This window comes from Candidatus Hydrogenedentota bacterium, assembly GCA_019695095.1.
GTDB lineage: Bacteria > Hydrogenedentota > Hydrogenedentia > Hydrogenedentales > SLHB01 > JAIBAQ01.
On sequence record JAIBAQ010000037.1, the window covers coordinates 1 to 25,730 of the forward strand.

Annotated in this window: 22 protein-coding genes; 19 read left to right on the forward strand and 3 right to left on the reverse strand. The window is 56.1% G+C overall.

Going from position 1 to position 25,730, the window contains the following annotated elements:
- The 10 genes from K1Y02_08500 to K1Y02_08545 form a co-directional block, all read left to right on the forward strand.
- The coding region (locus K1Y02_08500) for a polysaccharide deacetylase family protein (GenBank protein MBX7256387.1) at positions 1–560 on the forward strand (560 nt) is incomplete at its 5' end.
- Positions 561–904: 344 nt separating this feature from the next.
- On the forward strand, positions 905–1,891 hold the full coding sequence (fliM, locus tag K1Y02_08505; protein ID MBX7256388.1) for a flagellar motor switch protein FliM: 987 nt from the start codon (positions 905–907) through the stop codon (positions 1,889–1,891).
- 604 nt (positions 1,892–2,495) lie between these two features.
- Complete coding sequence (gene fliN / locus K1Y02_08510) at positions 2,496–2,876, forward strand: flagellar motor switch protein FliN (GenBank protein ID MBX7256389.1); 381 nt, start codon at positions 2,496–2,498, stop codon at positions 2,874–2,876.
- Between the two features lie 29 nt (positions 2,877–2,905).
- Positions 2,906–3,664 (forward strand): FliA/WhiG family RNA polymerase sigma factor, encoded by a 759-nt coding sequence (locus tag K1Y02_08515; GenBank protein ID MBX7256390.1) that lies wholly within the window; start codon positions 2,906–2,908, stop codon positions 3,662–3,664.
- Complete coding sequence (locus K1Y02_08520; protein ID MBX7256391.1) at positions 3,661–3,996, forward strand: hypothetical protein; 336 nt, start codon at positions 3,661–3,663, stop codon at positions 3,994–3,996. The genes K1Y02_08515 and K1Y02_08520 overlap by 4 nt, the downstream gene beginning before the upstream one ends.
- A 142-nt stretch (positions 3,997–4,138) precedes the next feature.
- Positions 4,139–4,990 carry a hypothetical protein gene (locus K1Y02_08525; protein MBX7256392.1) on the forward strand — a complete coding sequence of 284 codons (852 nt, stop codon included), beginning with the start codon at positions 4,139–4,141 and terminating at the stop codon, positions 4,988–4,990.
- Between the two features lies 1 nt (position 4,991).
- A complete protein-coding gene (locus K1Y02_08530; protein MBX7256393.1) occupies positions 4,992–6,458 on the forward strand; it encodes a hypothetical protein in 1,467 nt (488 codons plus the stop codon).
- Positions 6,455–6,751 carry an EscU/YscU/HrcU family type III secretion system export apparatus switch protein gene (locus K1Y02_08535; protein MBX7256394.1) on the forward strand — a complete coding sequence of 99 codons (297 nt, stop codon included), beginning with the start codon at positions 6,455–6,457 and terminating at the stop codon, positions 6,749–6,751. Before K1Y02_08530 ends, K1Y02_08535 begins: the two co-directional genes overlap by 4 nt.
- A 582-nt stretch (positions 6,752–7,333) precedes the next feature.
- Complete coding sequence (locus K1Y02_08540) at positions 7,334–8,239, forward strand: DUF1559 domain-containing protein (GenBank protein ID MBX7256395.1); 906 nt, start codon at positions 7,334–7,336, stop codon at positions 8,237–8,239.
- A gap of 70 nt (positions 8,240–8,309) precedes the next feature.
- Positions 8,310–9,926, forward strand: a complete 1,617-nt coding sequence (locus K1Y02_08545; protein ID MBX7256396.1) for a DUF4832 domain-containing protein — start codon at positions 8,310–8,312, stop codon at positions 9,924–9,926.
- A gap of 85 nt (positions 9,927–10,011) precedes the next feature.
- On the opposite strand, the gene K1Y02_08550 is transcribed toward K1Y02_08545, so the two are convergent.
- Together K1Y02_08550 and K1Y02_08555 are read right to left on the reverse strand one after the other, a co-directional pair.
- A complete protein-coding gene (locus K1Y02_08550) occupies positions 10,012–11,133 on the reverse strand; it encodes an aldose 1-epimerase family protein (protein MBX7256397.1) in 1,122 nt (373 codons plus the stop codon).
- 246 nt (positions 11,134–11,379) lie between these two features.
- Positions 11,380–12,282 (reverse strand): sensor domain-containing diguanylate cyclase, encoded by a 903-nt coding sequence (locus tag K1Y02_08555; protein ID MBX7256398.1) that lies wholly within the window; start codon positions 12,280–12,282, stop codon positions 11,380–11,382.
- A 190-nt stretch (positions 12,283–12,472) separates the two neighbouring features.
- Between K1Y02_08555 and K1Y02_08560 the strand changes: the two genes are divergently transcribed.
- From K1Y02_08560 to K1Y02_08600, 9 genes are all read left to right on the forward strand, one after another.
- Complete coding sequence (locus K1Y02_08560) at positions 12,473–14,038, forward strand: hypothetical protein (GenBank protein ID MBX7256399.1); 1,566 nt, start codon at positions 12,473–12,475, stop codon at positions 14,036–14,038.
- Positions 14,039–14,392: 354 nt separating this feature from the next.
- The gene (locus K1Y02_08565) at positions 14,393–15,949 is read left to right on the forward strand and encodes a PAS domain S-box protein (GenBank protein ID MBX7256400.1); all 1,557 of its coding nucleotides are present in this window, start codon (positions 14,393–14,395) and stop codon (positions 15,947–15,949) included.
- Positions 15,950–15,957: 8 nt separating this feature from the next.
- The gene (locus tag K1Y02_08570) at positions 15,958–17,700 is read left to right on the forward strand and encodes a sigma 54-interacting transcriptional regulator (protein MBX7256401.1); all 1,743 of its coding nucleotides are present in this window, start codon (positions 15,958–15,960) and stop codon (positions 17,698–17,700) included.
- 217 nt (positions 17,701–17,917) lie between these two features.
- On the forward strand, positions 17,918–18,922 hold the full coding sequence (gene pta / locus K1Y02_08575) for a phosphate acetyltransferase (protein ID MBX7256402.1): 1,005 nt from the start codon (positions 17,918–17,920) through the stop codon (positions 18,920–18,922).
- Between the two features lie 35 nt (positions 18,923–18,957).
- Entirely contained in the window at positions 18,958–20,220 is a 1,263-nt protein-coding gene (locus K1Y02_08580) for an acetate kinase (GenBank protein MBX7256403.1), read from the forward strand.
- Positions 20,221–20,353: 133 nt separating this feature from the next.
- Positions 20,354–21,571 (forward strand): metallophosphoesterase family protein, encoded by a 1,218-nt coding sequence (locus K1Y02_08585; protein MBX7256404.1) that lies wholly within the window; start codon positions 20,354–20,356, stop codon positions 21,569–21,571.
- A gap of 205 nt (positions 21,572–21,776) precedes the next feature.
- Positions 21,777–22,370, forward strand: coding sequence for a pyridoxamine 5'-phosphate oxidase (pdxH, locus tag K1Y02_08590; GenBank protein ID MBX7256405.1), 594 nt, complete (start codon positions 21,777–21,779; stop codon positions 22,368–22,370).
- A 72-nt stretch (positions 22,371–22,442) separates the two neighbouring features.
- Positions 22,443–23,189 carry a VCBS repeat-containing protein gene (locus K1Y02_08595; GenBank protein MBX7256406.1) on the forward strand — a complete coding sequence of 249 codons (747 nt, stop codon included), beginning with the start codon at positions 22,443–22,445 and terminating at the stop codon, positions 23,187–23,189.
- Positions 23,190–23,614: 425 nt separating this feature from the next.
- A complete protein-coding gene (locus tag K1Y02_08600; protein MBX7256407.1) occupies positions 23,615–24,034 on the forward strand; it encodes a response regulator in 420 nt (139 codons plus the stop codon).
- A 479-nt stretch (positions 24,035–24,513) separates the two neighbouring features.
- Here the strand turns inward: K1Y02_08600 and K1Y02_08605 are convergent, their stop codons facing one another.
- Entirely contained in the window at positions 24,514–25,719 is a 1,206-nt protein-coding gene (locus K1Y02_08605) for an OFA family MFS transporter (GenBank protein MBX7256408.1), read from the reverse strand.
- Positions 25,720–25,730: the final 11 nt, after the last annotated feature.

Here is a 25,730-nt window from a genome sequence, read left to right on the forward strand (position 1 = left end):
ACAACTTGACCGACGCGGCACCTGTTCTTGCCCAATATGGGATACCCGCCGTAGTCTTTGTGGTTACGGGACGCATGGGGGGGATGCTGGACCACGACTTGGACCCTGCCACGAGTACGCTTCTGACTTGGGACCAAGCCCGCGAGCTACAGGCGATGGGGGTGGAAATTGGCGGGCACACCAAGACGCATCGCCGTTTGTCGCAATTGAGTATTCCCGAGCAGGAGACCGAGATCGTGGAGTGCGCGCGGCAACTGCGTTGGGAGTTGGGTGCAGAATTGCCATTATTTGCATATCCGTTTGGGTCTGCATTTGACTACGATAAGTCGTCAAAGGAACTTGCCAAGCGAGCTGGTTTTTCGTGCGCGTATTCAAATCGCTACGGGGGCATTCGGTCTGGCGACGACCCATGGGAACTCCGGAGAATTTGGATTGATGCCTCCGACAGTATGGAGTCATTCAAGTCCAAAGTGGACGGAACACTTGACATGTTGGCTGTTTTCGAATCGCGCGCGGGATTGTATGCGAGAAAATTACTGAACCGGTTCACACGCGGGTGATACGAGCCGAAACCGGTAGAGTGAGTTGGAGGGGGCGCGCGGGCTTTGGGTATGGGGTTGGGGGAGGTAGCCCGCGCGCCTCGACTTAAAGTAGGCGGTAGGGTTCGCCATACTTTAGTGTTGACAGTCTTATAATACCTCTACGTGAGAAACGGTTTTCCCAGGAAAAGGGTTGACAGCAGCTCGGGGAAGATACCCTGGGAGAGGCAATTTGGGCATTCCATGCGTATCTAATTAATATGAAAAGCCTTATGAAGGATCTTTTCTTGCACCGGATCGGGGACTGTGCTATACTCGCGCCTGTTCCGAGTCGCAGTCTGTCACCGGCACGAAGGACGTGAGTAATGGCTGACATCCTGAGCCAAGACGAAGTCGATTTACTCCTTAACGCGGTATCTCGCGGCGAAATAGAAGTCCCGGACACCGGTTTCGAGCGTTCGGAAGCCCGGGACATGATGCACTATGATTTCCGGCGCCCAGAACGTGTCTCCAAAGAGCAACTTAAGGGATTGCAGAGCCTCTTCGAGGCGTTTGCCCGAGAGTTGAGTATTGCCCTGCCCCCATTCTTGCGCTCGGTGGTGCGCGTGGACCTCGTCTCAATCGACCAATTGACGTACGACGAGTTTGTTCTGTCAATCGCGCGGCCGACTTCCATTTCGGTGATCAATATGTCGCCGTTGGAGGGCAACGCAGTCATTGAGTTGAGCCCGAGCGTGGTATTTCCCATCGTGGACCGCATTCTTGGTGGTAAAGGGATTCCGCTGAAGAAGCCGCGCGAGTTGACGGAGATAGAAAACCGGATCATTCACCGTGTCATGTTGATGATCCTGGATAGCTTAAAGCGGTCTTGGGAGCAGCTTATCGAGTTCAAGCTGAGCGTGATTCAGCAGGAAAGCGATCCGCTGATGGTGCAGATCGTTGCGGGAAGTGAAATGGTCATTCTCGTGGCGTACGAGATTCATATCGGCGAGTGTGTTGGCACCATGAATATGTGCATACCGTTGCTGGTTTTGAATCCGGTGCTTGACCAGATATCGCAGCAGACGCGGTTTATCCGGCGCATGTCGCCGGAAATGGCGGAACGCACGCGCACTCAGATATTCCGTGTCATGCGAAAGGCGGAAGTTACGCTCGACGCGATTCTGGGGCGGACGACGCTTCCGCTTCATGAGCTTGCCCGGTTGCGCGTGGGGGATGTGATTCAACTGGATACGGACGTGAAGACCCCGATCATGATTGAGATTGGCGGCATACCGCGCTTCAAGGCATTCTGTGGCCGTCGTGGCGAATTGAGTTCCGTGCAGCTAATCGACACCGTGGTGGATGACTGATGATGGACACGGCATGAGTTCCGCTGCAACGACATTTGCGAAAGGTTTCTTGACCGGATACCTCGACGTGGTCTCCGCGATGCTGTCATCTACGTTCACGTTCGATATCGAGTCCGTGGATGAGGTGAAAGACGCAAGCCTTGCACAGGAATTGAAGGCGTTTTCGGCAGCCATCGAATCACCCGCCAAGTCCGGAGGAGGTTTTGCTTTCCTTTTTTCGGGAACGCTGGCAAACCAGATCGTGGGCGGTGTTCTTGGCGAACCCCCGGCGGAAGGCGACTCCGTCGAAGGTCACGATGCGGCCACGCTTGCGGAAGTTTTTGGACCATGCATGGGTGGCGGAGTCAGCCACTTCAAGGAGAAGTACGGAAAGGTCATCGAGCTTCAACCGGCGACCGTAGGACCCACCAATGACGCCAGTATCGAACGGATTCGCGGCTTGGTCGGAGCGTCGGCTCGAAAGGCTTTGTTTACAATTCACGGGCAGGACATGGAAGGGCGCGGGATACTGCTGTTCTCGCGTGCATTTGAAGATATCATTCCCGTGGAGAAAGTGGCTAGTCCCACACCCCAATCAGGAGGAGTAAAGGCTGTGGCCGGAGAAATGGAACCGGAAGCCCTTGGCAAATTGCTGAACGATCTGCAGCCCGGCGCCGAAAACGAACCATTACCGGAAACGCGCAGACCTCGGACAGGAGGATCAGCAGCGGGCGGCGACGCGGTGCCGAAGAATATCGACATGGTGCTCGATATCCAATTGGTGGCTACAGCACGGTTGGGAAAGGTGGAAATGCCCATCGGGGATATTTTGACCCTTGGGCCCGGCTCAATAATCGAGGTGGGTCATCTCGTGGATGAGCCCGTCGAATTGCTGGTGAATAACAAGCTGATTGCGCGTGGCGACGTAGTTGTCGTGGATGAGAAGTTCGGCCTTCGCATCACGGAGATCGTCAGCCCTAAAGAGCGCATCGAAAGCTTGCGCTAACGGTTGACGAAAAAAGCGCAAGGGGTGACGTGAAGGTTCTCGACGAAAAGAGCCTCTGGATCCGGTGGAAGGACGGGGGAGACGAACAGGCGCGCGAGGAATTGATCGTGCGCCATATGAAGATCGTGAAGTACATTGCCGGTCGAATGGCGATGCACGTTCCGCCCAGCATTGAAATGAACGATTTGGTCGGCTGGGGGGTTCTTGGCCTGTTGGACGCCGTGGAGAAGTACGACTACAAGCAGGACATCAAGTTTACGACGTACGCCTCAATTCGAGTCCGGGGAGCGATCCTGGACCAGATTCGGTCACTGGATTGGGCTCCGCGTTCCCTGCGGGCCATGGGCAGAAGGATTGGCGAGGCCCGCGAGAAGCTAAGGCACGAGGAGGGGCGCGAGCCGACCTCAGACAAGATTGCGGAGGCGCTTGGAGCGTCGGTCGACCAAGTGGAAGACGCCATATCTCAGTTGCAGACGGCGCAAATACTGTCGCTGCACGATTATCTGCCGTCGGAAGACAACGAAGAGTCCCGTCGATTGGACGTAACGAGCAGTGCCACGGCCAGCAATCCGGACGCGGTTGCGCTTGAAAAGGAGCGGCAGGCGAGGCTTGTCGAAGCGATACTAGGGTTACCGGAACAGCAGCAAAAGGTGTTAAACTTATACTATTACGAAGAGTTGACGCTGAAGGAAATCGGTATCGTCCTGGAAGTGACCGAATCGCGCGTGTGCCAAATTCATAGCGCGGCCATGAAGTCGCTTCGAAAGGCTGTTCAGCGAGGTGAATGATGCCGCAACCCGTCGACCTGCAAACGGAGTTGGGTCGGGTAAGCGCGGCGGAACGGATTCAGCAAATCGCGGACCGCGCGTCGCTTGCATCGCTCCAACGAACCGCGGAAGAAGTGGCCCAGAACAGGGTCCGGCAGGAGAGCCAGGTCCAGCAAACCGATCAGCCTCAGAGTGAGCAGGTGGAGGCCGAGGCAAAGCGCCGGAATCCTTTTGTTGGCAGACGGCGGCACCGCAAGGAAGGCGAGCCGGAAGAAGAAGCCGGTCACGAGAATGAGAATCTGCGAGGTCCGACTGATGACGGAGAGGGTAAGCGGTTTGATGTGAGTGTGTGAGTGCGACTCTCGCGGAATCCGAGCCGTGAAGTCCACGCGATGGAGTATATTCGCGTGTGAAGTGCCGAGCAGCCGGTGAGAAGCGCGGGCTGGTACGGTGGACGGTTCCGGGGTAGAGGGGACGTTCCTTCGTAGGCGGCAGATGACGTACATCGTAGAACTAATCTATAGCGGCATATTCGGATTGGGTGCGCTGCTCTTCGCGGGGCTGATAGTGCTGTTTATGTTCGTGTATCGGCATGATCGGCTTGCAAGCTTCCGGCAGCAACGGACGGCGCGCAACGATCTCGCGAACATGATGATTCTGCTGCAAACCATGAGAGATCTGCTGGAGCAGCAGAAGGGCATGGCGCGGCAGTTCAACGCACATCTGGAAAAGCGCGCTGCGGACCTTAAGCGCGAACTTGATTCGGCTCTCCTCGAATGTGACCGGCTCCACGAATCGGTGAAGTCGCTGGAATCCAGATTAAGCGCGATTGACGAGCAGGTGGTCGCGCTTCCGCCGCGTCCCTCAGTAGAACCGGCGCATCCCTCCAACACGATCCCGATGCCGCAGGCGGAACACAAGCGGCCTCAGCTTCACGAGATTGAGCGGCCTGCGTTGCGTATCCTGGCGAAGCCTCGGGAAGTGCCGGATTCGGATGATCGAATCGAGAATTGGGTAGGACTGGACTTTGGGGGCGACGTTCCCGATCCGCTGGCATTTGATGTGCCGGACGTGACTCCCCAAAAGCCTGTGGATGCAGAGTCGGCTCGCGAGGCATTCCGGGCATTGCTCAACATGGAATCGTCTTCCTCGGCGCCGGAGAAGTCTCATGAGGAGGAGCCTGCGAGAGAAAGCGGCAATGGACGCACCCGTTTAAGCCCATTGCAGGCGAGCGTCTATGAGTACAGCGATGCGGGCATGTCGCTCGCCGAAATTGCGCACGAACTGGGAATCGGCAAAGGGGAAGTAAAGCTCATTCTTAGCTTGCGCAAAGACAGGGATCAATAGCATGTCGGGCCTGGGCGGGGTAAACCCGTTCACGGTGTCCGTGAACCCTGTCGGCCCGCAGGGGCCAGCCTTTCGCGTGGGACAAGTGCTTGAGGGCGTTGTCCAAAACACGGGAAAAGAGCTTCTACTCTTGGTGAGTGGCCGGTCTGTGGCGTTACCCCCCAATGCGCCGTTTGCCGGCGGGCAGACGGTAAGCGCGGAAGTACTACGAACGTCTCCATCGTTGCAGTTGCGGATTTCGCCGCCCGTTTCTCAAATCCCATCTGAAGTGATCACTTCGAACTCGACGGTTTCGCTTGCATTAGCTCCGCGCTTTTCAGCGTCAAGCGTTGGGGCAAACGTGGCACAAGTCCTGAATGGCGTAATTCAGCAGACGCCGCAGGGGCCCGTATTCCAGGCTGGGCAAACGACCATCCCTTTGGCTTCGGTTCCGGACAATCTTGTCGGAACGGCGTTGTCAGCACGTTTTGTGGAGACGGGGCAGGGTTCGCGCTTGCTTGTGTGGCAAACCGAGGCGAGTGCGACAAGTGCGCCAACGACGGGGCGATCATTGCCGGAAGTTTTGGGTCGTATCTTCCAAGTCTTCGGCCAATCGGGACTGGCCGAGAGGGCGGCAAGTTTGATTCCGCGGGCTTTGCCGCCGGGAGAAGCCGCTATAAGGCTAGTTGCGTCACTGTTTCTGGAGCGGGGAGTTGGAGCGGAACTCGTCGAGCGACTGGTTACTTTGGTCAAACAGGGCGCGGCTTCCGGCGTTGTCAGCGACGATTTGCAGAAGAGACTTTTATCGCTTCTGACACGGACAGCGGGCAGTGAATCCAAGGAATTGCTGGCCGCCTTGAGGATTGCGGCTCAGACTTCTTCGCGTTCGCCAGAAGCGGCGTTGGCGCGGGCGTTCGCGCAATCGGAAGGACTCTCGGCAACTTTGGCGGACGATCTGCGCAGCGCAATCCATCAGTTGAGGACGAGTGAACCGTTCCGTGCGTTTCTCGAGAAGACAGGCCAGATGCAGGAGTTCAACACGACCTCATCCAGTCTTATCGAGCGAATCACGGCAAATCAGCTTCAGAATCTGCGTGGTCTGGAGACGTCGTACCTGTATTTCGAGCCTGCCTTCGTGCCGGGAAGCGGCCTAAGTAGCGCGCATATCCATGCGTTCGGCGACGGTTCGGGAAAGCAGTCGTTTCCCAGCGAGAATTCCACGGTGGTTTTGGATCTGTCGACGACACGGCTTGGCGACTTGTGGATCACGCTGTCGGCCGTTCAAGGAGCCTGTTCCTGTGTGTTCAGAACACGTGAACCGCTGGTCGCAGTGCTGATAGACGAACACGCCCCCGAGCTGGAGAAGCTGCTTTCTGACACGGCCAACTTTACATACACGCAGGTGAGGGCAGTGGTGTGGAATAATGATCGACTCAGTGCTGCGATCGATCTATTCCGCCCTTTGGAAGGAATCGACACAGAAGCATGAACGAGCCGCGCGATACACGAGGTAACGCAAAGAAGGCCGTGGCCCTTCGGTATAACGCTGGCAATGAGAATGCGCCGCGGGTCATTGCCAAAGGTGAGCGCCTTGTTGCGGAGCGGATTATAGAGCTTGCTCGAGAGCACAATATCCATGTGCACGAAGATCCCGATCTCGTTTCCGTACTCTCCGCAGTTGACCTTCACGCGGAGATCCCGGAGAACCTTTACAGGGCTGTTGCGGAAATCCTTGCGTTTGTCTACCGCCTCAACAAATTGTCGGAACAGAGGAGAGCGTAGCTCGGATTTAATGAAAAGGCGGTTTTCTGCGCGCCAGGTATGTGCGAGAGAGTCCTGCGTTGGCACTTCGTCGCACTCGTATACTTGGCAGGCCAGGGAACTGCTGCTACCAGCTAGGCGACCGTTCGATTTCAACTCGCAGCACGCAAGGTCGTGGAGATAGTGGTGAAGTTGGGAAGATATCCGTACCAGAAAGTGCGAGATCTATATCTATAGACACATTACTATTGGGAACAAAGTGCACTTTGGTAGTTCTCCTTATCCGGATTTGTGTGTGAGTATGGTGTATGGCTTCCGTAACTGCCTTAAAACAAATCGCTTGCGTATTATAGACTTTTGTTCTATGATCCTACCGGCAAGTAGATACAAGTTTTTTCTTTGTTGCCGCCGGGGGTGATTTTCTTATTTTAAGCATTTTTTGAAATTTGTTGTTCGTGACTGTGCCAGCGGGGGGTAGGATAATTGTAGTTGACCTCGAACCGTGGTTCGGTTTTGCGTGAGGAAGCAACTACCGTTTACTCGAGTTTTTGAAGTGCTCGGAAGCGAAGCAGGCGGTGCCGATTGGGCAGGAGATTGACACTGATGAGGCGCAGAGGCTTCACGCTAATTGAATTGTTGGTGGTAATCGCGATTATAGGAATTCTGGCTGCTATTTTACTGCCAGCGCTTGCGAGGGCACGGGAGGCCGCAAGGCGGGCAAGCTGTGTGAACAACCTTAAGCAGTGGGGGCTGATACTTAAGATGTTCGCGGGCGAGAGCAAGGGGGAGAAGTATCCACCGAATCAGGCGCAGTGGTGGTCCAATGCGACGCAGGTCCTTAGCGCCAACTCAAGCCGATACAACTGGAATTTCTGGGATGGATTGGTTCTGTATCCCGAGTACTTCACGGATCCCAGGATCATGATTTGTCCCTCAGATGGAGAGGACTTTCCGCAGGACAATTCTCAACAGTTCTTGACGCCCATATCTCTATCCTGGAACTCGAAGCCGGGATACCCCGCTTCGGGGCGCGGGGGAGAATTCTTCCTGCAGGGAACAGAATACTCGTATGTTACTTTTCCGTGGGTGGTACGCGCGGACTGGACCACAGACGAGACCACGGTGTTTGCTATTCGCGATGAAACGCACAAGCCGCTCTCTCAGGGCGGGCAGAGCTGCGCGAAGTTGCGAGAAGAAGATATCGAGGTCACCCTGACACCTATGGGCGATTTCACGCTCTACTTTTTGAAGGAGGGAATCGAGCGATTCCTGGTGTCTGACATCAACAATCCGGCTGCAAGCGCTCAAGCCCAGTCGTCCGTTCCCATAATGTGGGATCAGATGCGTCTCGATACCGATGGCGCAGTGGTGCCGACGAAATTCAATCACCTACCCGGCGGATCAAATGTGCTGTATTTGGATGGTCACGCAGAATTCGTGAAGTATCCAGGGGCGGTCGGTTCGCCTGAATGGCCTGCCAGCGAATACGCGGTGACGGCAAATTTCTGATCCAAGATCTTCGTAGCAGCACGGAAAGTGTCAGGCATCCGGGGGGCGCTGCTTTTTATGGGGGCCTCACATGAAGAATAGCATGTTTCTCTTGTTCTCATTGGCTGCGCTGTCAAGCTTCGCGCTTGGCGAAGAGTCATCTACGCAGATCATTCAGTATCGTGGCATCCGTCCGACCGACCCGGGAGGTCGCGAAGGACTACGGAATCCGGAGCGAGGTTGGCGGATCGAGACGCTGATTGCCGACCGTGACGCTGTGGAGGTAAAGGAGCCGTCGAGTCATCTTAAGCACGTGATGCCTCCAGAATTCAGCGATCAATACTGGATACTCGATGCTGAGCGTTATGAGCCGGATGGGTTGACCGTTGCACAGACCTATTGCTACCTCACCAACTCTCTCGACACACCCATTTCTGCAGAAAAACTGGCCGACCTTCAGAAGAGCCTCGATGACGTTCGCGCCCGCGGTCTGAAGGCGCTGCTTCGTTTTGCGTATGAGCGCGACATGTCGCGAGAGAAGGGTCCAACGCTCGACACGATTCTCGGGCATATGGAGCAGCTTGCGCCCGTTATCCAAAAGAACGCGGACATAATCTATGTTCTTCAAGCGGGCTTTGTTGGCGCATGGGGGGAATGGCACAGCTCGGGAAAGGGGTTAGAGCAGGATCACAAGGCACTAGAGGCAGTCGTCTCCAAGTTGCTCGAGATTCTTCCCAACGACCGCATGACGCAAGTGCGCGTGCCCAAGTACAAACGATGGGTGTTGAACGATGTTCCCCTCGATGCATATCGAGTTCTAACTGCGGAGAACGCGCACGACGGGTCGCCCGCCGCGCGAATCGGCTTTCATAATGACGGTTTCTTAGCCTACAACTCGTGCGGCGGCACGTGGACTGAAGCGCCACTTTTCTCGCAACCGGGCAACCCCGAATTCGACTTCATGACACGGGAAAGCCCGTTTGTGCCGGTGGATGGCGAACTCTACTGGTCGGACATCGGCGGTAAGATTGACGGATTGCGCGCGGCAATTCGGATGCGATTGCATCATTACACGACGTTCAGTATTGCGCACAGCTACTCCGAGCGCGAAGGCTCCATGTTCTCCATTGATGACTGGATCAAGACGCCGATTAGTTCTGCGCAGGTACTCGAAGCAACGTTGCCTCTGTCCAATGGGTATTTCGAGGATGCACAAGGCAATGAAGTGTCGCGCACGCAATTCGAATATATTCGGGACCATCTTGGTTACCGTATTGAACTCCAGAAGGCGATTTTGCCGCGTGAGATCGCGACCGCCAACAGGCTGGACGTGAAGATTGAGTTCATCAATCGAGGATTCTCGACCTTCCACAACCCGCGTCCAGTATTTCTGGTGCTTATCGATGATGGCCGGTGTGCGGCCGAGATACCGTTGCGCGATGTGGACCCCCGAACGTGGCAACCGTATGCCCCCGGCGACGAATCCTACGCACCCCTGACACACACTATTCAGGCATCGTTAGACTTGCCGCAGGGTCTTGCGCCCAAATGGTACATGTTGGGGCTTTGGATGCCCGACGCGTCCGAAGCGATTCGTACGAATCCAAACTATGCCGTGCGTGTTGCCAACGGAAATGTGCCTTGGTGGAGAGACTCCAAAGGGCACTATGGCGCGAACGTGCTCGGGGCCGTCCACGTGGTCAAATAGTCCACGCAAAGCGTCAGGCGGAAAGCAGGGACACGTCTCCGCTTCGCTGCGCTTGCGTCAGTCCCTGTTTTCCGCCGCTTCTACCCTATGGCCGTTTCACGAATTCCGTGTATTTATCCACGAAACGAGCTTTACCCTTGGTCGCTTTGAAGGACTTGAGTTCGGATGCATCCACGATGGGGCCAAACTCAAGATGAAAGCTGCGGCTTTCGCCGGGCTTGAGCGTGTGGAGCAAGCCCAGTCCTTCATCAACGTGTTTGCCTTCAACACCGCAATTGCAGGGTTCGAAACCGACGACGTAATCTTGCTCGCCCATCTGTTTCCATTCGACAAAGCGTGGAAGCTCGTTCCTGTTGTATTTGAGGTAAACGCCGAATCCTTCTCCACGCTTGAAGCCGTCGTTGACGATGGCGACGCGCACGGTACCATCTTTGGCCGCATCCATGTCGTGGTAGTAGACCTTTTCCGCGTATCCGTGTGTGGGCGGGTCCAGTTTCCACCAGTTTTCTTTGCCCTCTGCGGCCACGGCATCGCGCGGGGCAATGCTTCGGGTTGGAGTCAGCAATTCGGATCCGGCATCGACAGCCGGCCAACCGATATTGCAGTGATAAAGAAGTTGGAAGGGGAGCTTCTTGAACCCCTCATTGGTGACGACGTCGCAGATGGTAAAGGACTTGCTGCCAAGTCTTGTGGACACTGTCCGTGTCAATGTCAGGTTTTCGCCGAAGACGGCGGTTTCGCGCATCGTTCCGGTTACGCTGAGCACATAATCGTCGCCTTGCCATTCTTGGGTGACTTTGATGTTTCGCGCGGGCGTGTTGCCGATGCGTCCATGAAGTCCCGTGCCGTAAATGGCGCTGTCCATCATGGGAGCGCCCACGTTCATCAAACCGCACGTGGTGACGAGGCCGCCGAAGTAGCTGCGTAACCACCGTATCCATTCGGGTTCGAAGTAGGCGGGGGCGACGTCGCCGGTGGTGGAACGCCAGCCCATGGCCTTCCCGCAAAACGATGCACTTGAGATGTCGAGGCACCGGTCGAGGAGCACGGTGAACTCCAGGCCCGAACCGGTGTGAAAGATCGCCGCGCGCGAAGGCCGCTCGTTTCCTTCATCCAATTGCACAAGGCGAACGCCGGCGATCTGGTCCATGTTGCCGACGCGGCGGCGGAGATCTTTTACGGTGTATTTCGAACCATAGAGCTGCATGGCGTATTACCCCCTCTGTTAGTTGGGGTATGGTCGCACAGAAGAGCGAGCGGATTCTATCCCGGATTCCTCACGAACACACTTGAACCTCTCGCGTAACCAGTGTGTTTGCGTGACTAGCGACGAAGAACAAAGCGGTTCTCTGAAGACCGAGTGTGTTCGCGAGAAATCCTCATGGCATAACATCAGAGTACTGCACGTGAGCAATTTGCGTTGGCGCTCAATCGCGCAGGTGCAAATTGCGGACTATCCGATGGATACGCGGTTTTTCCCGGAGGACTTGCTTTTGTACATGAGCGCGTCGGTACGCTCGATAAGGGACTGGCGGGTGTCGGTGGTTTGGGCAAGGGATGCGCCAACAGACACGGTGACGCGAAGCAACTGATCGCCGTGGTGCGCGGCAGCTTGTTCGACCAAGGCCCTGCAACGTTCGGCGGCGATGCTCAGAAACCGCAAATCGACGTGGTCGAGGATGGCAACAAACTCTTCGCCACCCCACCGGCAGACCACGTCACGATCACGCAGACTATGAATTAGCGTCTGCGCGACCATTCGCAACGCCTGGTCTCCGGCGGCGTGGCCGGCGGAATCATTCAACTTCTTGAAGTTGTCTACGTCCATAAACAGGACTCCGAAACCGAGCCCGCCTTCGCACAGGCCTGCCAGTTTTGCATCGATCGTGGTCTCGGCGTAGCGCCGGTTTCCCGCGTTTGTGAGTGGGCAGAGCATGGCCATTCGGTGGAGCTCGTCTGCTTTCCGGCGGACTGCAAGCGATCGTGAGTTGTCGTTGAACACCTCTATGGCGCCAACAATCACGCCCGTTTCATCCATCATGGGCATGACTCGAACGCTGACGGGGACGCGGTGGCCGTCGCGATGGTGCAAGCAGATTTCCGCTTCGCCCCGATCGCCTGAAAGAATCGTGTGCATTAGCGGGCACATCGTGTTGCACAGGGTTCGGCCTTCTTCAGTGACGTGCATCAGGATATTGTCGCGGCAACAACGTCCCTCGACTTCATCGGCCGCATAGCCGGTGAGTCGTTCGGCGGCCTTGTTCCAATAGGTGATCTTGCGATCGGTATTGACGAAGTAGACGGCATCATACAGGTTGTCGAGAATGTCCTTGTAGAAGCGTTCCGAGAACGGCATAGCTCCAATCCTTCTCATCATCGAACGACTCAGGGCAAATGCCCGCCCAGGCAGTCAGAATCGCCTGGTTGTCAAATCACACTACCACAAAGCTCAGATACAGGAAAGAAGTCTTCGCTTCATATGGGATGCGCCCGATGCCGGTTTTGACAGCCTGATTACTGTGGCGGGAATTCGGTACAATCTTCCCATGCCAAACGCTGTCGACCTCATTGAACCAGCCTTGTGCCTTGCCAAGGAATTGCTCGTTGACGTGGAGAAGGGAGAGGCGAAAGCCTCCGCCGTTCTTCGATCTGTCCGAGCCTGTGTCGAGCTTTTTCGGCCACCCCAATACACGGAATACGGTTTGGGCCGACTCGTGGACTCGGTTTGCCGTGCGTCAGCACGCGAGCCTTATGCGTCCCTCCAGACAGAAGGCCGCATCTGTGTGGGCGATATTTCGCAGCTTCAAATTCTAGCGCAGGGGTTGGTCCGGAGCGCCGTGTTGGAGGCCGAATCGGAGCTTGTGTGGAGCTTGGAGTTGGATGGGGACGTCTCGTATATCCAATTGACCATCGACGGTCCCGGGCGGTTTTCTGATGTGACGGATTTTGGGTTCGGCATATCGCTGCCGTTCTCGACCATCGAGGAGCTTTGGACAATTGCGACGCGAGGCGGAAGAATCGACCGGTCGCATGCAGCTTTTTCGCTCAGGCTCAAAGGGATTCGTGTTGTTCCGGAGAATCAGAAGGCTTTGGCCGCCTGGACCGGTTGTGTGGGCGAAGCGGAGAAGATGTTGCGCTTGGTGGATGCGGGCGAGAGTGGGATTCCGCGTGAGCAGGCAATCCGGCAGGTCGTCGAATCCGTATCACTGGCTTTGGCCCAGGTCGACGCGGCGAGGAAAGGACCCGAACCGTCCGATCTGCGCGCCCTGATCGATGATGCGATGACCTCATCCAGTGACGAGCTTACGGAAGCTGGGATTGTCCAGGAGATGACTGTTTCGGACAATCTGCCGCCGGTGGCTGTGCGCCGCAACCATATTGCCGCAACGCTGAGCCATGCAGTCCACTATGCACTTTCAGCGATGAAGCACGGCGGGACGTTTACGGTACTCGCCGACTACCGGACCAACGAGCGGACTGTGGAGGTTGTCGTCGATTTGGCCGGGAAGATGATTCCGGTGGAGCATTCGCCGTATCTCGCATCCATTCGGCGGGCCATCAAAGAGCTCCATGCGGGGCGCTTTGAGACGGCCGGCGATGAGCACGGTCTCACGATTCAACTGGAGATCCCCGACGCAGTTGGGAGAGCGCTGGACGAGTGGATACCCGGTTTCGAGCGCTTTTCGGATCGTTCGAAACAGATGTTGAGACTTCTCAAGAGCGGGGGGCCAACACCTCCTGAAGAATTCATCCTTGCGGGTGTATTGGAGGAGGAACTGGAGCGGTGGTTGCTTCCGGCAATGTCCGTTGCGCCGGCGACGACTCTTGCGCACGAGCTTTCATCAGAGCCACGGCCGCTGGCAGGGTCCGTGGCTGACCGGCGGGCTAAGGCGCTCGCTCAGATTGCACGAGGCCGCCCCAAGAAAGAGGTGTGTCAGCCCGCATATGCCGCAGAAATCTTGTGGGCATTTCGTATAGACGAACGTCATCGAAAGGCTTTGCATGCGGATCGGCTGAGCGAAAGTGTCCTACAATCGCTTTGCGAAGAGCTTTTGAAGCCCCAAATAGATTACACCCTTGCTCTGCGCATGGTTGCCCAGGCCCTTGCCTGATTCACCAAATCCCGAGCAGTCTCAAGGTTTTGGGGTTCACTGGGGCAGTTTTGTGTGACATAAGTGTCACGAATTAGCAGGGGCTGCATGTCAAATGTGCCCATTCTTTTGACAAAAGGTTGAATTGCAGTTGGACGCGAATTGGTTTACAATACGCACCAGACATAGGTAAGGGTCGCGTCAGCTTCGTTTCTCCAGACCAACAAGAAGACTGTGCCCGAAGCCAGACGATGGCGCTTTCACCCCGTGTTGCAGGGGCGGCGCCGGAACTGCGTTCGAGCTGGAGAGGGATGCGAACTGGCCATCCAACTCCCCGGTTTGATCGGCTAACGAATTGGGATTTCTGCGAGAGGTATGTCGAAGCGACGGCAAGCTGCAACGGTGGAAGAAGCAACACACGATAGCACTACGTGGACGCAGGCTATTGTGGAGTCTGCCGTCGATGGGATTATTACGATAGACGAAACGGGCAAGATCGAGCATTTCAATCGGGCCGCGGAGCGTATGTTCGGGTATACGGCGGCGGAGGTGGTTGGCCATAACGTCAACATGCTCATGCCAGAACCAATGCGCAGCGAGCATGACGTTCACCTTTCGCGGTATCGTGACACGGGTAAGAAGCACATTATTGGCCTAGTCCGGGAACTGGAGGGCCGCCATAAAAACGGGCGCGTCTTCCCGTTTGAGATTAGCATCAGCGAAGTCTCGTTGGGCAACCGCCGCATTTTCACGGCCATTCTTCACGATATAAGCGCGCGCAAGCGCAATCAGGAAGAGAAGGACCGCCTCTTCCGTGACCTGAATAAGCGCAATATGGAGATTTCCTCGCTCTACCGGGTGGGGGAGATCATACGTTCCGGGCAAGACATGCCCGAAATCTGCCGGCGTGTCTCTGAGGAAGTGAGAACGGCATTCGCGCGGCCTGAGGCCATTGGTACGGTGGTCCGATTCGATGGCGAGGCCTATCACTGCGCGGAGTTCAAGGAAACGCCTTGGCGGATGGTGGCCGATATTATGGTTGCGGGCCGCAAGCGCGGCGATGTGGAAGTCGACTACCTGGAACGTCCCGTAAATCATTGCGATCCGTTCCTCCCGCAGGAACGCGACCTCATCTCGGCCATAGCCGCCGCATTGGCGGAGATGGTCGAGCGGCGCGATGCAGAGAGCAAAGTTATACAGGCATCGAAGTTGGCCTCAATTGGCGAATTGGCTGCTGGTGTGGGGCACGAAATCAACAATCCGCTGAATGGCATCATCAACTGTGCAGATATCTTGATCCAGGTGCTTACCGATCGACCCAAAGACCGCCAGTTTGCGGAACTCATCCGGTCGGAAGCGGAGCGCATTGCCCGAATCGTGCAAAACCTGCTGACGTTTTCCCGTCAGGATCGTGAGTCACACAGTCCGGCGCGCCTTCTGGATATTGTCGATGCCGTCCTTTCGCTGAGCCGGAAGAAGATTGCGAAGTCGCACGTTCGCCTGACCGTGGATGTTCCGGAAGACCTTCCAAAGGTGAAGTGCCGCAGCGAGCAGATGCAGCAGGTTCTCATGAATCTCATCATCAATGCGTTGCACGCGCTGGACGACAAGTACCCCGTTGCCGATGCTGGCAAGGTGCTACACATCACGGCGCGACAACATGAGATAGACAGCCGGCCGTGGTTGCGTTTGACCGTTGAGGACCACGGGGCGGGTATTGCGCCTATCCACATGGACCGGCTCTTTGACCCGTTTTTTACCACAAAGAGCCGTGAAGTTGGGACGGGGCTTGGACTATCGGTCTCGGATGGCATCGTGAAAGACCACGGGGGCCGTATAACGGTCGAGAGCGAGATTGGTAAGTTTGCGAGATTTCACGTGGACCTGCCGTTGGACAATGGCTGGATTTCCACGTCTGCAGTGACGGATTAGGATGGAACATGGCTCGAATTCTCTTGGTAGAAGATGAATCGGTACTGCGGCTGACGTTCGGCGAGTTCTTGACGCAAGAAGGTCACGAGGTTCTTCCGGCCGCCGACTACAATCAGGCGTTGAGTCACCTAAGCAACGGCAATGTCGATTTGGTGATTACCGATATCATCCTCGCGGGCAAGACCGGCGTAGATCTGCTGCGATCCGTGCGCGAGCGGGGTATCAAGTGTCAGGTGATTATGATCACCGGCGAGCCGAACGTCGAAACGGCAGCAGAGGCCGTTCGACTGGGGGCATTTGACTACCTTCCGAAACCGGTCACGCGAACTGCGCTGCAGCGGGTCACGCGTCTGGCTCTGGAGCAGAAGGCGCTGGCTGACGAGCGCGACCATTATGCGAAGCAGATGGACATCTTCCGGAGCGACCTGGAGGCCATTTTCAACAGCGTCAATGAAGGTATTATCACTGTAGACGCGAACATGTCAGTCCGTCAGGTCAATCCGGCCGCGGCGGGCATACTTGGTCTGCCGTCGTGCGCACTCAGCGGGAAGCCTTTTGCCTCCATACGGGATGGATTCGACTCGGCACGCGAGGCCCTTGAAGAGACTTTGCGCACCCGCAACCCGGTCGTGGACCGGCGCATCGAGTTGCGCAGGAACCGGGATGATATCCGTATCCTTCTCGTGAGCACGATGCCGCTCATCAGCAGCGAGGCGGGCGCGTTCAAGGGTGCGGTCATGATGATTCGCGACATGACGCGCTTGACGCGATTGGAGCAGCAGGTCGAGGATAGTCAACAGTACCGGGATATGATCGGGAAAAGCCAGCGCATGCAGGAGATTTTCAGCCTGATTCGCGAGTTGGCCGAAACCGACAGCACGGTGCTTATTTGTGGCGAGAGTGGGACGGGCAAGGAACTCGTGGCGGCGGCGTTGCACCATGCGAGTCCCCGGGCAAGTGGTCCTTTCCTGAAGGTGAACTGCGCCGCCCTTTCTGAGGACATCCTTGAAAGTGAGCTGTTCGGGCATGTGCGGGGAGCATTCACCGGCGCCATCAAGGACCGTGTTGGGCGCTTTGAGGCGGCCGACGGCGGGACCATACTCTTGGATGAAATAGGTGACATTTCCCCGCGCCTGCAACTGCGCCTCCTGCGTGTGTTGCAAGAGCGCGAATTTGAACGAGTTGGGTCATCTACACCTGTGCGTACAAATGTACGCGTAATTGCGTCAACTAACCAAGACCTGGAGGAGAAGATCCGGAGAGGTGAATTCCGTCAGGATCTCTACTACCGCCTGAATGTCGTGCGACTGCACTTGCCTCCGCTGCGCGAGCGCCGTCAGGACATTCCGCTTCTGGTCGACCATTTCCTGAGACGGCACAACAAAGTCTTCAAGCGGGAAGTGGCCGGCGCCGCTCCGGACACGATGGAGATCCTCATGACGTACCCGTGGCCGGGTAATGTGCGGGAATTGGAGAACTGTCTTGAGCGCGCCTTTATCGTGTGTCACGATTCTCATATTCTTCCCAAGCACCTGCCGCCAGAACTTCATCGTCACGCTGTACAACCGGCGGGAGGTGGGGATACGGCGTGGCGGACCGACGCCGGTGGATTGTCGGAGCGCGAGCAGATTATCGCGCTGCTAAAACAGACCGACTGGAACATGGCAAAGACCGCACGACATCTCGGGATTGCCCGCAACACCTTGTATCAAAAATTGAAGTCCTACCAGATATCGCGACCTCGAGACTAGTTCTAAATTGGGCACTTGTGTCATGATCAAATGTGTACTATGGGCTGGTCTGTCCAGACGGCTGTCTTGTCGCTAGCAGTGTAACATATTGTTTTATAAAGCTTTGTATAAGTTGAACAAAGGCATTTGAAGTGGCATGCTTTCTGCATCACTTTACCGTTGTGTGCCTTTTGGGGGGAAATCGTGGGAAACCACCTAGGTAAGGTAAAGAAGACAAATGTCGTTTATTGAGAACATCTACGAGCGTGCCCGTAGCCATCCTTCTACAATTGTCCTACCTGAGCCGGAGGACGAGCGCACGTTGCGTGCGGCGATTCAGATTCGAGAGAAGCGTATCGCGGAAGTGGTGCTGGTAGGCAATCGCGAACAGGTTGAAACAGACTTGAAACGCCTTGGTGCTGGCGACAAATTTGAAATCGTTGACCCATCGGTCTCTCCTTGGCTCGATGAGTTTGTAGAAGAATACTTCGAGATGAGGAAGGCTAAGGGGGCAACTCTCGACGACGCACGTAAGGCGATGCTGACTCCCATTCCGCACGGCATCATGATGCTGCACAAGAAGAAGGGCGACGGCCTTGTTGCCGGGGCAATCCATTCGACGGGCGACACGCTTCGCCCAGCCCTGCAGATTCTCCGCACGGCCCCTGGCATCAAGACGGTGTCAAGTTTCTTTTTCATGACTTTTGGCGAGACGGCTTATGTCTTCTCGGATTGCGGGTTGGTTGAAGATCCCACGGCAGAGCAGTTGGCAGAGATCGCGGTCTGTTCGGCGCAGTCGGCGATCAGTTTTGGGATTGATCCCATTGTGGCGATGCTGTCGTATTCCACGAAGGGCTCGGCCAAGAGCCATCTTACCGAGAAGGTGGTGACGGCGACACGTTTGGCGCAGGATCTGGCAAAGGAACGGTTTGGGCCGAATTCGCCCGTTCGAATCGATGGCGAGCTTCAGGCGGATTCAGCGCTTGTGGAAGCGGTGGGTTCGCGAAAGGCGCCCGGCAGCGACGTCGCCGGTAAGGCGAAGGTTCTTATCTTCCCTGATCTGAACTCGGGCAATATCGCGTACAAGCTCGTCGAACGGTTGGGAGGAGCGAGCGCCTACGGACCTATAGTTCAGGGTCTGCGTCTTCCCGCGAACGACCTATCGCGGGGGTGCAGCGCGGAAGATATCGTGGGTGTTGCCGCGGTGACCGCTATTCAAGCGAAATTAGGGGCGGCGTCGTAAACTAAGCCGTCCTCAGATAAAGGTAGCAGGAAGACATGAAGATTCTGGTGTTGAACAGCGGTTCGTCGTCGGTCAAATTCAAGATTTACGAGGTGAACGGCGACGATCGCGAACTGGCTCATGGGATGGTCGAACGAATTGGCCTTCAGCATGCTGACGTGAAATGCGGCTGTTGCCTGGTTCACGACCCCAAGTGCGCGGCGAAGTATTTTGGCGAGCCAGGGCAGTTGTGTATCCCCGATCACAACGTCGCAATCAATATGATTTGCGATCTGTTGCGAAGCGATCGTTGCGGCGTGATCAAAGACATTTCCGAGATTGCAGGAATTGGTCATCGGGTCGTGCACGGAGGCGAGGAGTTTTCCAACACGGCATTGATCGATGACAAGGTCATTGAGGGCATTGAACGTTGCGCGAAGCTTGCGCCATTGCACAATCCGCCAGCGTTGTTGGGCATTCGCGCGTGCATGGAAGCGTTCAAGAACACGCCTCAAGCGGCTGTGTTCGATACTGCCTTCCACCGCTCGATCCCGGAGAAGGCGTTCCGGTACGCGATTCCCGAGGAGTTCTATCTCAAGCACGGCATCCGCAAGTACGGATTCCACGGCACCTCGCATCGCTATGTGTCGCGAGAAGCCGCGAAGTTGCTGGGCAAGCCGATTGAAGAGACGCGCATTATCACGTGTCACCTCGGCAATGGCAGCAGCATTACCGCAGTCGCGGGCGGAAAGTCGATCGACACTACGATGGGTCTTACGCCGTTGGCCGGCGTGATGATGGGGACGCGTCCGGGCGACCTCGATCCGTACATTCCCATTTTCATGATCAAGGAACTGGGAATGTCGGCGCCGGAAGTGGACAAAATCCTCAACAAACACAGCGGCTTCGAGGGTATCTGCCATCACCACGATGTGCGCGAGATTGAGGCCTTGAGCAAAGACGGCGACAAGAATTGTTCGCTCGCACTGGAGATGTTCGCATATCGCGCTTCGCGATTCATCGGGGGGTCGGCAATGGCTCTGAACGGTGTCGACGCGATTGTCTTTACGGGCGGTATCGGCGAGCACGACGCCGACATGCGGGCACGGATGCTTGCAAATGCAACGCATCTTGGCGTGAAGATCGATCCCGAGCGCAATGCGAAGCATGAGAAGGTGATTACGACGGACAGTTCGCCAACCAAGGTCTTCGTGATTCCGACAAACGAGGAATTGGTCATCGCGCGCGATACGGCGTGGATCGTGAAGAAACTCGCGGAGCATAACGAATCGAAGGCGGTGGCTGCCGTCGCGAACTAGGGATCAAGTTTCAAACAAGATTGGGCTCCGTCCGGAGACGAGCAGCACGCTGCTTCGGACGGGGCCTTTCATTTTACTGGGGTATGTGGACCTTGGCATGATTGACGCGTTGAGTTAAGTGGGGGAGTTTTGTATGGGGGGCTTTGCTTTGAACTACCGACATCCATTTCACTTCTTCGTTGTATTGACTGCGTGTCTTGTGAGCGCGGACGCTGTTGCGCAAAGCAATGAGACTCTCGATCCTTCTCTGGCGAAGGAGCCGCTGCGCTTTACGTCGCAACCGTATCTGCAGAGTCCGTTGCCTGATTCAATCACCGTGATGTGGCTGACGAATAAGCCTTGTCTGGGGTGGGTCGAGTTTGGTGAAGGCGACGCATTGGACAGAAAGGCCATGGGTAGTCACTTCGGACTCATCGATGCAGGCGAAGACCTTTGGAAGATCGGTCTGACTGGGCTAAAACCCGGAACGAAGTACTCGTACCGCATCATGGCCAAGGAAATCGAGCGTTTCAGGCCGTATGAGGTTGTGTACGGTGCGACGATCGAGGGGGAGACGCACCATTTCACAACCCCGGGACCCAATTACGATTCGGTTTCGTTCGTCGTATTCAATGACGTTCATTCATCGAAGAAGCTGCGTTCGATGCTGTTTCCCGTCGCGAAGAAGGAGCCCTTCGATATCGCTTTCCTGAATGGCGACATCATGACCACAGTCTCAGAGCGGGATATTTTGGTGAATCAGATGGCCATACCGTTTGCGGAATTGTGCGAGGGGGAGATTCCGTTTGTTTTGGTTCGTGGCAATCACGAAGCGCGCGGGTATTACGCGCGAAGGCTGATTGATTTCGTCGCGACGCCCAACGAGCAGTATTGCTTTTCGTTCGATCGGGGACCAGCTCATTTCGTAGTGCTCGATTCGGGCGAGGACAAGACCGATTCCAGCAAGGAATACGGTGGCCTGGCAGATTTCCACGCGTACAGGGACGAAGAAACGGAATGGCTGAAGGGCGAGGTCGAGAGCGAGGCGTTCAAGAAGGCGGCGTTTCGCGTCGGATTCATGCACATGCCGATGTTTCAGTCTGGCGATGGACCGGAAGATTGCACCTCGAAATGGGCACCACTGCTCAACGCGGGAAAACTCGATGTGCTCATCTGCGGGCATCTTCACAGACACGAGATTGTGGAACCCGTCGCCGGGCAGCACGACTATCCTATCGTCATTGGAGGCGGATCGGAGGCCGAAAACGCTACGGTCATTCGTGCAAAGGCGACGCCGGACCGGTTGGAGATTGCGATTCTCGACGCAAACGGACAAACGTTGATGGAGAGGGCGATCAATCGTAGGGAGTAGGGCGTCGGAGAAAGTACCATGCGTCAATTCACCGGTGCCCTTTCGGTACTCGCGCATATGGTGTGCGCTCGGCAGAGTCGGGTTTATGTGTGAGGCAGCGACCCTGCTATGATATGGGTCTTGTCCGGAGTCGTCGGGATGGCGGCTCCGGGCGCTTTGTTGGTGCACGATTCGCGTCCTTGGGGGAAGCGTTGGAGAGGTGTTCATGGCGATACCTGTCGTTGAGAATCCTATAGAGTTGTTTGGAAAGTGGTTTGAGGAAGGAAAGGCGTGTGGGCTGCGCGAGCCAACGGCGGCGTGTCTGGCGACGGCGTCGGCGTCGGGTGTTCCTTCGGCGCGCATGGTTCTGCTGAAGGCGTTCGACGATCGCGGATTTGTGTTTTACACCAATTTAGGCAGTCCAAAGGCGCGTGAATTGTCCGAGAACCCGCATGCCGCGTTGTGTTTCTATTGGACGACGATTGGGAAGCAGATTCGGGTGACGGGGCGCGTCGAACCGGTTACGACGGAAGAGGCGGATGCGTATTTCGCGTCTCGGGATCGCCAGAGCCGGATTGGGGCGTATGCGTCGAAGCAGTCGCAACCACTGACGGGATACCTCGAACTGGAACGGCGCGCGGCGGAGTATGCGATCAAGTTCGGAATTGGAGCCGTGCCGCGTCCGGACTTCTGGTCGGGCTACCGTGTGATTCCGCGCGAGATAGAGTTCTGGCTGGAGAAACCGTTCCGGCTTCATGAACGCCTCGTCTATAGTCGAGAGGATGGCGGCCCCTGGACGACGAAGTGGTTGTTTCCATAGAAAGGAACTGACGAGTCTATTTGCGGATCGATCATGGAGAGACGTCGATGATCGTCTCTGGAGAGTTCCGACATGCCGCCTCATCCGCTTCGATACGGGTACGTACGTCTAGTGACAACGTGTAGCTTGAGTGCCGGTCTGTGGGGGATTCTCCTCTCGGCCTTGGGTGATTCTCCTCCTGTGCTTAACTTGAGACAAATTGCAGCCATCCTGCCCAGTGACGCCCGTATAGCCACGTCTTCCATACCCAAGTCGACTCAGGCGCCAGTGACAAACCGTGAGAAATCGCAATCGCCTGCCGTGATCTACGCCGATTTGGATAGGGACGGCCAAGATGAAATCGCCGTCGCTTACACTCGCGAGATCTACACGGCCAAGGAACCTCTCCCTGACTTCAGAGCATTAGTCGAAGTCTTCAAGTGGAATGGCAAGGTCTACACGTCCCAATGGCGCAGTCCGGAATTTGGATTCAATTTCGTTGGCAGTGCGGGAGCGGCGATTGAGGATTATTTTGCCTCTTCGTTTGGGGTCCGCGACATGAATGGCGACGGAAATCTAGACCTCTTTTTCTGTAGGCTATCGTTTCTAGCTGAAGGCGACCGATTTGAGGCATGGTCATGGAACGGCAAGGAGTATCAGCAGATTGTCGAGATCCCTACTGTCGTGTACATGAAGGATTTGAACGAAGATGGGGTGCCCGAACTGCTTACTGAGTTCAAGAGCCGTCAGGAGGGGGAGTCTCGTCTTGGATACACGCAGGTCTATTCGCTGGTCGAGGGAAGATTCGTAGCGAAGGGGCGAGTACCGTTGGAACGGTGAGTCAGAGACTCAATCTATTCCGATCTTGTTGGGGTATCGGGGACCGCGTGAGGCCGTATTTACTCACTAAAGACGCCGCGCAAAGCGCAATTGCGTGTGCAAAAAACGTATAGAGACACTTATGTCCTGAGCAGACTTGTGCACGGGGACAGGGGGTAGGACAATCGGCGTTGGCTTGAGGTGTGTCGGTTCTTAACCTAAGTGATTCAATTGCAAGTATTTGTGGTTATCCTGGAATGGAACGATAGTTTGGCACGCAACCTGCTCTATATATAGCCGTGATGACTGGTAAGGGTCTGGATGGTCCTGCTGGTCAAGTTGAAAGCGTCTTCCCGGGGAGCGTGCCGAGTAGCACGAGGGTACACTCCGTCAAAGCACTAGCCGGGGGGCACTGGCCGTAGGTGAGTCACGAGGGGAGCGAAGGGATGTCACGGATCGTAGTAATTGACGACGAACCGGTCCTTCGTCTGACATTTCGCCTGATTTTAGAGCAAGACGGCCATGAGGTGTGGGACGCGGAGAATGGGAAAGTTGGCGTAGATATTTGCCGACATGAGCGTCCAGACCTGGTCATCACGGACATTATGATGCCGGAACAGGAAGGTATTGAGACCTTGACGATTCTACATGACGAATTTCCGGATCTTCCGATAATCGCCATGTCGGGCGCTGGGGTTGACATGACTCCGCGGGCGCGGAAAGCCCTGAACGGCTATACTTATGTAGCAAAGCCGGTTGAGAAGCCGGTTCTGTTAGAGCTGGTGCGAAATGTACTAGTTAAAAACGACGACCATAACCGGGGGGATGTTACGACTCTCGGCGAGGATGGCGGGTCAGACCGATGAACACCTACCTTACCCATCTGACCGCGCTGTTCGGCCAACCCAAGCCTTCACATCCCACCTATGTCACCAGGACAGCCTTGCAGCTAAGACCAAATATTGGGAGTCGCGAGGCGGAGTCTCCCCGAAATGGCCCGTGCGTAGAGCTTGCTTGCGAAGCAGGAATTGGTAGCGCCTAGTCGCTATTCAATCTGCCAGCGGCAAGATTTCACCCGGGGGAAATTGCCCCGGCGTCCCTTCGACGGAAGGAATGCCGGGGCATTCTATTTTTTTATTTTGGATTTTGGATTTTCGATTTTGGATTGAAGAGGCAATGGTGCGGGTAGGACGGACTAACACGGACGGGCACCGACTAACACAGACGGGCACGGACTAACACAGACGGGCACGGACTAACACAGACGGGCATGGACTAACACAGACGGGCATGGACTGGTGCGGACCAGCGTAGAGCGCCAGCGGGAGCTTCTGAAACGACCGGACTAGGCGGTCTTCTTGACGAACTTGTTCCCCATCAAAGCCAGTATCAACCCGAAGCAGCAAATGATACCCGAGATAATGAAAGCCGTGTTGGGATCTTTAGCGAATTTCGCTCCGACGTATGGTCCCAAGGCGCCCGCGATACTGAAGGCCGAGAACAGCAGTCCGTAGTTGAGCGTGAGGTTCTTAGGCCCGAATGCGTCGGCGCACATCGAGGGGAAGAGCCCCAGATACCCTCCGTAGCACAATCCAATGAAGATCACCAGCGGGATCAGTGTGTACGAACTCCCCGAGAACTTGGTCATCAGGAACATGGCCGAAGCGGTGATCAGGAACATGAACACCAGTGACAAATAGCGGCCAATCCGATCCGAAACCGCCCCCCAAACCACGCGGCCGCTTGCGTTCGCCGCCGCCAGGATGCTCACGACGAACGCCGCTTTCATATCGTCCAGCTTTGCAAGTTCCATGGCAAACGGTTTCATCTGACTGATAATCAGCAACCCGGAGAACGCTCCGCAGACGTATAGGACGTAAAGGAGCCAGAAGCGCCCTTGGCCCAGCATCTGGGTCCATGTCATGTTGACCACCGGGGCTCCGCCTTGCGGCACCTTAGGGACGAAACCTTGCGGGAGGTAATCCTTGGGCGGACTGGTGATGAACCAGGATGCCGCGCAGATGACGACCATGAAAACCACACCGAATATCTGGAAGGTTGTGAGAATGCCATAAAGCGAAATGAGTTTCTGGGCAACCGGGGCGATAATCACCGGCCCGAAACCAAGCGCGGCGACCACGATGCCGGAAGCCAGACCCCGCTTGTCGGGGAACCATTTCACGCTGGCGCCGACTGCCGCGCCATACGCCGCGCCGCTGGCCAACGACAGCATCAGACCATAGGTTAAATAGATCCAGAGAAGGCTCTTCACCCCGAGACCGGCCAGGAGCAAGCCGCACCCAAAGACCACCCCGCCGATTAGGATCACCATGCGCGGCCCTTTCGAATCAGCCAGTTTCCCCGCGACGATGGTACCGGCAGCGAGGAATCCCACATTGATCGTGAAAGCCCAGCCTATGGAGACTTTATCGCAGCCCAGAAATTCCATGAGCGGTTTGGCGTACACGCTGAACGCGTATGCGGATCCCTGGCAGAGATTCGAGCAGACTCCAGCTAGAAGCACGAGCCATCGGCGTTGGTCCGGATGCATAGTACCCCCTC